This window comes from Cupriavidus sp. 2KB_3, assembly GCF_052115685.1.
Lineage (GTDB): Bacteria > Pseudomonadota > Gammaproteobacteria > Burkholderiales > Burkholderiaceae > Cupriavidus > Cupriavidus campinensis.
In genome coordinates this window covers 297397-304859 of sequence record NZ_JBFRHD010000004.1, presented here as the reverse complement: position 1 = coordinate 304859, position 7463 = coordinate 297397, and the positions used below count along the sequence as shown (strand labels likewise).

The 7463-nt window shown below is 66.7% G+C and carries 7 protein-coding genes; 2 read left to right on the top strand and 5 right to left on the bottom strand.

From position 1 onward, the window contains the following. Positions 1-337: 337 nt before the first annotated feature. Both AB4120_RS06095 and AB4120_RS06090 read left to right on the top strand, forming a co-directional pair. On the top strand, positions 338-535 hold the full coding sequence (locus AB4120_RS06095) for a helix-turn-helix domain-containing protein (protein WP_441642011.1): 198 nt from the start codon (positions 338-340) through the stop codon (positions 533-535). Positions 536-593: 58 nt separating this feature from the next. Further along, positions 594-947: a hypothetical protein gene (locus AB4120_RS06090; protein WP_441642010.1), complete on the top strand. Its 354-nt coding sequence runs from the start codon at positions 594-596 to the stop codon at positions 945-947. Positions 948-1575: 628 nt separating this feature from the next. Here AB4120_RS06090 and AB4120_RS06085 read toward each other — a convergent pair. The 5 genes from AB4120_RS06085 to AB4120_RS06065 are packed head-to-tail and all read right to left on the bottom strand — an operon-like array spanning position 1576 to position 7447. After that, positions 1576-3078: an aldehyde dehydrogenase gene (locus AB4120_RS06085; protein WP_392388507.1), complete on the bottom strand. Its 1503-nt coding sequence runs from the start codon at positions 3076-3078 to the stop codon at positions 1576-1578. Beyond that, positions 3078-4331 carry a Zn-dependent hydrolase gene (locus AB4120_RS06080; RefSeq protein ID WP_441642009.1) on the bottom strand — a complete coding sequence of 418 codons (1254 nt, stop codon included), beginning with the start codon at positions 4329-4331 and terminating at the stop codon, positions 3078-3080. The genes AB4120_RS06085 and AB4120_RS06080 overlap by 1 nt, the downstream gene beginning before the upstream one ends. 16 nt (positions 4332-4347) lie before the next feature. Continuing rightward, positions 4348-5421: a histone deacetylase family protein gene (locus tag AB4120_RS06075; protein ID WP_441642008.1), complete on the bottom strand. Its 1074-nt coding sequence runs from the start codon at positions 5419-5421 to the stop codon at positions 4348-4350. 35 nt (positions 5422-5456) lie between these two features. After that, positions 5457-7151 (bottom strand): thiamine pyrophosphate-binding protein, encoded by a 1695-nt coding sequence (locus AB4120_RS06070; RefSeq protein ID WP_149135953.1) that lies wholly within the window; start codon positions 7149-7151, stop codon positions 5457-5459. Then, positions 7148-7447, bottom strand: a complete 300-nt coding sequence (locus AB4120_RS06065; protein ID WP_149135954.1) for a cupin domain-containing protein — start codon at positions 7445-7447, stop codon at positions 7148-7150. The genes AB4120_RS06070 and AB4120_RS06065 overlap by 4 nt, the downstream gene beginning before the upstream one ends. Positions 7448-7463: the final 16 nt, after the last annotated feature.

Here is a 7463-nt window from a genome sequence, read left to right as displayed (position 1 = left end):
CGCCAACGGCTGATCAACCGGCTGGATCTGGAACGCGCCATCGCGGGAACGGAATGTCCCACCCTGCTCCCGGCTCAGGCGCCATCGGCCAGCGCCACCGCCTTACGGGCACCCCACAAAAAACATCCCACCCCGCACAAAAAGCACGCTCGGACTGACATTTCTATTTAGCGGAAGCCCCGACCTTTCAGAACCGCCTAGACAATTGATGTTGGCGCCAAATAGTAATGTCACCTTTGCGACGAATAGAGATGTCACCTGAGGCTGCCTCCCCGTACGCTCCGAGTTTCGTCGGGCGCTTTGGGAGGCAGCCATGCACAGACAAGGATTGGTGACCATGAGCATGCGTGAGCTTGATCGGCTCAAAGTCGTCGAAACCGTCGTCCGTGGCGAACTTAAGCCGTGGCGGGCGGCCGAGAAGCTGCAGCTGAGCACGCGGCAAATCGAACGGCTGGCGAACCGCTACCGGCAAGATGGCCCCGTCTCGGCTTGGTATCCCGCAAGCGCGGCAGCACTCCTGGCAACCGGGCGCTGAACCGGGGGCTGGCAGCCCGTGCCTGTACCTGCTCGAGGATTTGCCCGAGCATCGGCGGTTGATCCACCGCTACATCGAGGTGGCCGAGTACCCGGACGGCCGGGTCGAGCTATGGGCCGATGGCGCTGCCCTGCCCTACACCACCTATGACCGGTTCGCCGAAGTCGACCAGGGTGCGATCGTCGACAACAAGTGGCTGGGGCGCACGCTGGCCGTTGCCGCAGAAGTGCAGGCGCAGAGGGATAACCGCCGCTGGGGCGCGCCCTCGCGCACCCTCTCAGGGGATCCGCCGCGGCCCGCCAAGGTGCCGCTAAGCGTGAAGCGGCAACGACAGATCAATAGGCTCGATCTGGGGCGTGCGATTCACCACAATCCCCTTGTCTCCGCATCTGGCGGCCGCCAGACGGATTAGTCACTCGTCGTAGATCCTGAATTTGGCACTCGTATCCGAGACGTGGCCGCGAGAGTGTGGCACACGTGGGTCGTTGCTACCCCCGTTAATGTTGCCGTCGCGGAGCAAATCTGGGGTGCATCACCAAATTCGACAGGACTCAACATACAAGGCGGTGTTATTACGTTCATTCAGTACGGAGCAGATCGAGAAAGCTGGTGCGACGCAATCCTAGATTCTGTAGACGAGCACCACAATAGTTACTCCCAGTATCCGGGCTACTCGATTCTGGAGGTCTATGGAATTCCGCTTTCCGGGGGACTGCAGCCAGTGCTTGTCGAGTTCGGTTTCTCGATTTTTGCGCCGACAGACTATGGTTTTTGTGCGCGCAAGCTCCGATCTACTTAAGAGACAGCAGGGGCGTGGACGTCCGCATTGGGACGCAATGGCTGGCCGCTTTGGGTCGATAGCGGCAGCCCGGATTCACCGCGGCAACCCGTCATGCAACCGGCCCACCCTGCTCCCGCCGCAGGCACAAACGGCCAGCATCAGCGCCTTGCGGGCACCCCCAGGAACGAATCAAGCCTCGCACAAAAAGCACACCCGTACCGACATTTCAAACTAGCCGGCGCCGCGGCTTGCCGCGGGGCTAATCGCCGAGCCGGATCCAGGTGGTTTTCAGGTCCTGGTATTTTTCCAGCGCATGCAGCGACTTGTCGCGCCCGAAGCCGGACTGCTTCACGCCGCCGAATGGCACGGTGATATCGCCGTCCATGTAGCAGTTCACCCACACCAGCCCGCTGCGCAGCTTGCGCGATACGCGGTGCGCACGCGACAGGTCAGACGTCCACAACCCCGCCCCAAGGCCATAGGGCGAATCGTTGGCCATGCGCACCACGTCGTCCTCGGTGTCGAACACGGTCACGGCCAGCACCGGCCCGAAGATTTCCTCGCGTACGATGGTCAGCGCCTGCGACGGGCATTCGAAGATCGTCGGCTGCACGAACCAGCCGCCGCTGCCGCTACGGGCGGCCTGCCCGCCCGCGCGAAGCGTGGCACCCTCCCTGCGGCCCGCCTCGATATACGACATCACGCGATCGAACTGGCGACCATCGACGATCGCGCCCATGGCCGACGCCGGATCGAGCGGATCGCCCGGCTGCATGGCGGCGGCATGCGCCTGCAGCCGCGTCAGCAAGGCCTCGTAGATGCCGCGCTGCACATACAGCCGCGATCCTGCGATACAGATCTCGCCCTGGTTGTTGAAGATGCCTATGGCGGCGGCCAGCGCGGCGCGATCGAGGTCCGGGCAATCGTCGAACACGAGGTGCGGCGACTTGCCGCCGCACTCGAGCCAGACCCGCTTCAGGTTGGACTGCCCGCTGTATTCCATGAAACGCTTGCCGGTTGCCGTCGACCCGGTAAAGGCCAGGCAATCGACGTCGGCATGACGCCCGAGCGCCTGTCCCGCATCCGCGCCCAGCCCCGGCACCACGTTGAACACGCCCGGCGGCACGCCGGCCTGTTCGACCAGCGCGGCAAGGCGGATCGCCGTGAGCGGCGACTGCTCGGCCGGCTTGAGCACCACGCTGTTGCCCGCGGCCAGCGCCGGGGCCACTTTCCAGCTTGCCATCAGCAACGGATAGTTCCAAGGCACCACGGCGGCCACCACGCCAACCGGCTCCCGCGTGATGGTCGCCAGCACGTTGCCGTCGGTCGGCGCGATCTCGTCGTAGACCTTGTCGATGCTTTCCGCGTACCAGGCGTAGGTGCGTGCCGCCTCGGGGATGTCGTAGAGCATCGTGTCCGCGATGGGCTTGCCCATGTCGAGCGTTTCCAGCAAGGCCAGTTCGTCGCGATGCGTATCGATCAGCGCGGCCAGCCGCAGCAAGACCGCCTTGCGGTCGCGGCGCGGCATGTCGCGCCACGTGCCGGCGTCGAAGGCGCGTCGCGCAGCGGCCACCGCGCGGTCCACATCGGCCGCGCCGCAGGCCGGCACGCGCGCCAGCAGCTCGCCGGTGGCCGGATTGATGCAGTCGAATGTCGCGCCATCCGCGGCGTCCGCCCATTGCCCGCCGATATACGCCTGCGCGCCGATCTCTAACGCGGCGGCCTTGGCCTGCCAGTCCCGCAGGGTGCCCAGTGCCTGGATCATGCGTGCTCCTTGCCCGCCTGCGCCAGCATCGCGCCCAGCAGTACGTTGGCGCCGGCTTCAAGGTGTTCCGGCCTGGCGTCTTCCACTTCGTTATGGCTGATGCCGTCCTTGCACGGTACGAAGATCATCGCCGTCGGCGCAACGCCGGCGATATACACCGCGTCATGACCCGCGCCAGTCACGATGTCCTGATGGCTGTAGCCGCGGGCGCGGGCCTCGCAGCGTACCTGCGCCACCAGCTCCGGCGCGAAAGGCGTCGGCGCGAAGTACTGCACGTCGACGATCTTCACGTCGAGCGCGGTGCCCGTGGTAGCGCCCTCCGCCAGCGCCGCGCATGCGGCGCGAAAGCGTGCGTCCATCGCCTTCAGCTGCTCCGCGTCCTGGTGGCGCAAATCGACAGTGAAGGTGACGCTGCCCGGGATCACGTTGCGCGACGCCGGGTGCACGGCAACCACGCCGACCGTGCCGCGGCCATGGGGCGCGAAGTCGTGGGCGATGCGGACCACCTCCTGCATCAGGTGCGTGGCGCCATACAGCGCGTCGCGGCGCAGCGGCATCGGCGTGGGGCCGGCGTGCGCCTCCATGCCGGTCACGGTCACGTCGTACCAACGCAGGCCCAGCGATCCCGTCACCACGCCAATCACGTTGTCCTGCGCTTCGAGGATCGGGCCCTGTTCGATATGGGCCTCGAAATATGCGCCGACCGGACGGCCGCCGACCGGCACCTCGCCTGCGTAGCCGATCGCGCGAAGTTCGTCGTCGACGCGCTTTCCCGCCGTGTCGACCGCGTTCAGCGCCACTTCCAGCGGAAAGACGCCGGCAAACACGCCCGAGCCCATCATCACCGGCACAAACCGCGTGCCTTCCTCATTGGTCCAGATTGCCAGTTCCAGCGGTGCATCCGTCCGCACGCCGTGATCGTTCAACGTGCGCATCACCTCCAATCCGGCCAGCACGCCAAAGCAGCCGTCGAACTTGCCGCCGGTAGGCTGGGTGTCGATATGGCTGCCGGTCATCACCGGCGGCAGGCTGTCATCGCGACCAGCGCGGCGCCCGAAGATATTGCCGACGCGATCCACGGTCACCGTCAGGCCCGCATCACGCATCCACCCAGTAACCAGGTCACGGCCCTGGCCGTCAAGCGCGGTCAGCGCCAGCCGCGCGTTGCCGCCCTTCGGCGTCGCGCCGATCGCGGCCAGGTCCATCAGCGACTGCCACAGCCGCTGGCCGTTGACATGCAAAGTCGTCATTGCCTGCTCCCGATGTTTATGCGATAGCCGGCGCAAAGCCGGCCAGGAACGATTCCAGCGCCATGCCGATGGCGTCCACCTCGTAGCCGCCCTCCTGCACCACCACGGTCGGCACGCCGAGCGCGTGGATGCGTTCGCCAATGCTGCGATACGCGTCGATACCCACCTGCAGCACGCTGATCGGATCATGGCGGTAGGTGTCGAAACCGAGCGCCAGCACCAGCGCCTGCGGTCGGTAGTCGCGCAGCGCATCGAGTGCACTGTCCAGCGCGGACAGGAATCCCGCATCGGCCGTGCCGTGCGGCAGCGGAAAATTGAGGTTGTAGCCGTAGCCCGCGCCATGGCCGCGCTCGGTGGCGTAGCCGGTATAGAACGGGTAGTACGCGCCCGGATCGGCATGCAGCGAAATCGTCATCACGTCCGAGCGCTGATAGAAGATCTGCTGCGTGCCGTCGCCGTGATGGGCGTCCACGTCCAGCACGGCCACCTTGTCGAAGCGCTCCAGCAGCGTCTGCGCGGCGATGGCCGAGTTGTTGACGTAGCAGAACCCGCTGGCCCGGTCGGCATGCGCGTGATGGCCCGACGGCCGGCACAGCGCGTAGGCCATGCCATTGCCGTCGTGCGGCGCGCAAACGTGCCGCGCCGCAGCCACCGCGCTATGCGCCGAGCGCAGGATCGAGCGCCAGCTGTCGGGCCCCAGCGGGCAGCTCAGATCGCCAAGGTAGTAGCCCGCTTCAGCAATCACGCTGCCGGACGGACAAGGCCCGCGCCGCGTCTTGTCGACCCGGCCGTTGTAGTACGGCGAGAGATTCGGCAGCACCTCGATGCCCGGCTCCAGAGTGGGCGACGCCATGGCCATCCAGCGCGCGTGCGCGGTGCTCAGGAAATCAAGGTAGGCCGGGCTGTGCGCGGTTTCCAGCGGCGCACGGCCGTAGTCCGGAGGCGCGGCAACTTCGATACCGCGGGCGTCGAGCGCCCGCTGGAGCGCGGCGGCGCGGGCGGGCACATCGGTCGGCTCGCACAGCCGGCCTGCGCGCATGAACTGCCGAGGCTGGTGCAGCAACTGGTCATCCGAAAAGAAGGCGCGCATGGTGGGATTCACGGAAAGTTCTGATTGGGGGCCGGTCAGCTCGATTGCTTCGCCAGCGCGGCCGCGCGGATGCCCGACAGCGTCACGCCGGGCGCGATGCCGTCGGGTTCGTAGCGCAGCTCGATCAGCGCCGGGAGGTTTTCGCGCGCGGCAAACGCCAGCGCGCGGGCAAAAGCTGGACCAAACGCCTCGTCGTTGTCGACGACCTCGCCATGCCCGCGATACGCCTTGATTAGCTCACTGAATGCGGGGTTGTCGAACGTCAGCGCAATCGTGCGCCCCGGGAACTCGCGCTCCTGATGGGCGCGGATCGTGCCCCACATGCCGTTGTTGAACACGAGGATCACGATGCCAAGCCGGTACTGCATGGCCACGCCCAGTTCCTGCAGGTTCATCTGGAAGCAGCCATCGCCCGCATAGCAGACCACCGTGCGATCGGGCCGCTCGAGCTTGGCCGAAATGGCGGCGGGCAGCCCATACCCCATCGACCCGACGGTCGGCGCCAGGCTGGTGCCCACGCCGTGAAAGCGGTGATAGGTATGCGCAAACAGCGCGTAGTTGCCGGCCCCGACGGTGATGCATGCATCAGCCGGCACGTTGTCGCGCACGTGGCACGCCACGCGGTTCAGGTTCAGCGCGCCCGGGGCCGCCTTGGGCGCCTGCTCCCCGCGGAAACTGGCGTGCGCCTCCGCCACCGCCGCGCGCTCCGGCGCCGTAGCGGGCGTCAGTTGCGCGACGGCCGCCGCGAACGACACCACGTCGGCCGCGATCGGCAGCGCCGCGCGAAACACGCGGCCCAGTTCGTCGGGGTCGGGGTACACGTGCACCAGTTGCTGTTTCGGCAGTGGACTTTCGACCAGCGTGTAGCCCTCGGTCGTGGCCTCGCCCATGCGCGTGCCCACGGCGATCACCAGATCGGCGTCGCGGATGCGCTGGCGCAGCGCGCCGGTCATGCCCCAACCCACATGCCCGGCAAAGTTCGGATGGTCGTTGTCGAAGCATTCGAGGCGACGCCATGCCACGCCGACCGGCAGCGCGAAGCGTTCGGCGAACCCCTCGATCTGGCGCACCGCGGCGGGCGTCCAGCCCGATCCGCCCACCATCAGGAACGGCCGCTGCGCGCCGGCCAGCATCGTGGCCAGCCGGTCGATTGCCGTCGGCGTCGGCGCCCCGTACGCACGCTCGTAGCGCGGCATGTCAGGCACGCTGGCGCGCCCCCACAAGGTGTCCTCCGGCAAGGCCAGCACCACCGGGCCGGGACGCCCGCTGGTGGCCACCGCATAGGCGCGCGCGACGAATTCGGGGATGCGGTCCGTGCGATCGATCTGCGCCACCCACTTCGCCATCTGGCCGAACATGCGCCGGTAGTCGATCTCCTGGAACGCCTCGCGCTCATAGAAATCGTTGCCGACCTGGCCAACGAACAGGATCATCGGCGTGGAATCCTGGAATGCGGTATGCACGGCGATGCTGGCATTGGTGGCGCCGGGGCCGCGCGTGACGAAGCATACGCCAGGCTCGCCGGTCAGCTTGCCATAAGCCTCTGCCATGTAGCCCGCGCCGCTTTCCTGGCGGCAGACGATCGGCGCAATGGCGTCGCGGTGCTCGTTGAGCGCGTCGATGCATGGCAGATAGCTTTCGCCGGGCACCAGGAACACGCGCCGCGCGCCCTGGATTCGCAGTTGGTCGACCAGGATCTGGCCGCCATTGCGTTCTCGCAGCGTGCTCATGCGAGTCCTCCGCGCTTGATCTCGATTTCGACGAATACGCATTCGCCATCGTGCGCGTTGATCACGTTGTGCTCGACGCCGGCGGGCCGCGAGTACGCCTGCCCTGCCACCAACTGGCTGGTGATCTCGCCCTGCGGGGTCTGCAGCAGCAGCGCGCCGGTGGTCATCGGCACCACCACGTAGTCATGGCCATGGCGATGTTGTCCGGTTTCGGCGCCCCTTGCGAAGCGCCATTCGGTCACGATCACGCGATCGTTGTCGACCTGCACGGTCGGTACGGCTTGCGGTCGGGTCATGTCTCAGTCCTCGGTC

Excerpts from the sequence above, each read along its gene's own strand:
- AB4120_RS06095 (WP_441642011.1), top strand. The coding sequence starts at position 338 with ATGAGCATGCGTGAGCTTGATCGGCTCAAAGTCGTCGAAACCGTCGTC.
- AB4120_RS06080 (WP_441642009.1), bottom strand. The coding sequence starts at position 4,331 with ATGACGACTTTGCATGTCAACGGCCAGCGGCTGTGGCAGTCGCTGATG.
- AB4120_RS06075 (WP_441642008.1), bottom strand. The coding sequence starts at position 5,421 with ATGCGCGCCTTCTTTTCGGATGACCAGTTGCTGCACCAGCCTCGGCAG.
- AB4120_RS06070 (WP_149135953.1), bottom strand. The coding sequence starts at position 7,151 with ATGAGCACGCTGCGAGAACGCAATGGCGGCCAGATCCTGGTCGACCAA.
- AB4120_RS06065 (WP_149135954.1), bottom strand. The coding sequence starts at position 7,447 with ATGACCCGACCGCAAGCCGTACCGACCGTGCAGGTCGACAACGATCGC.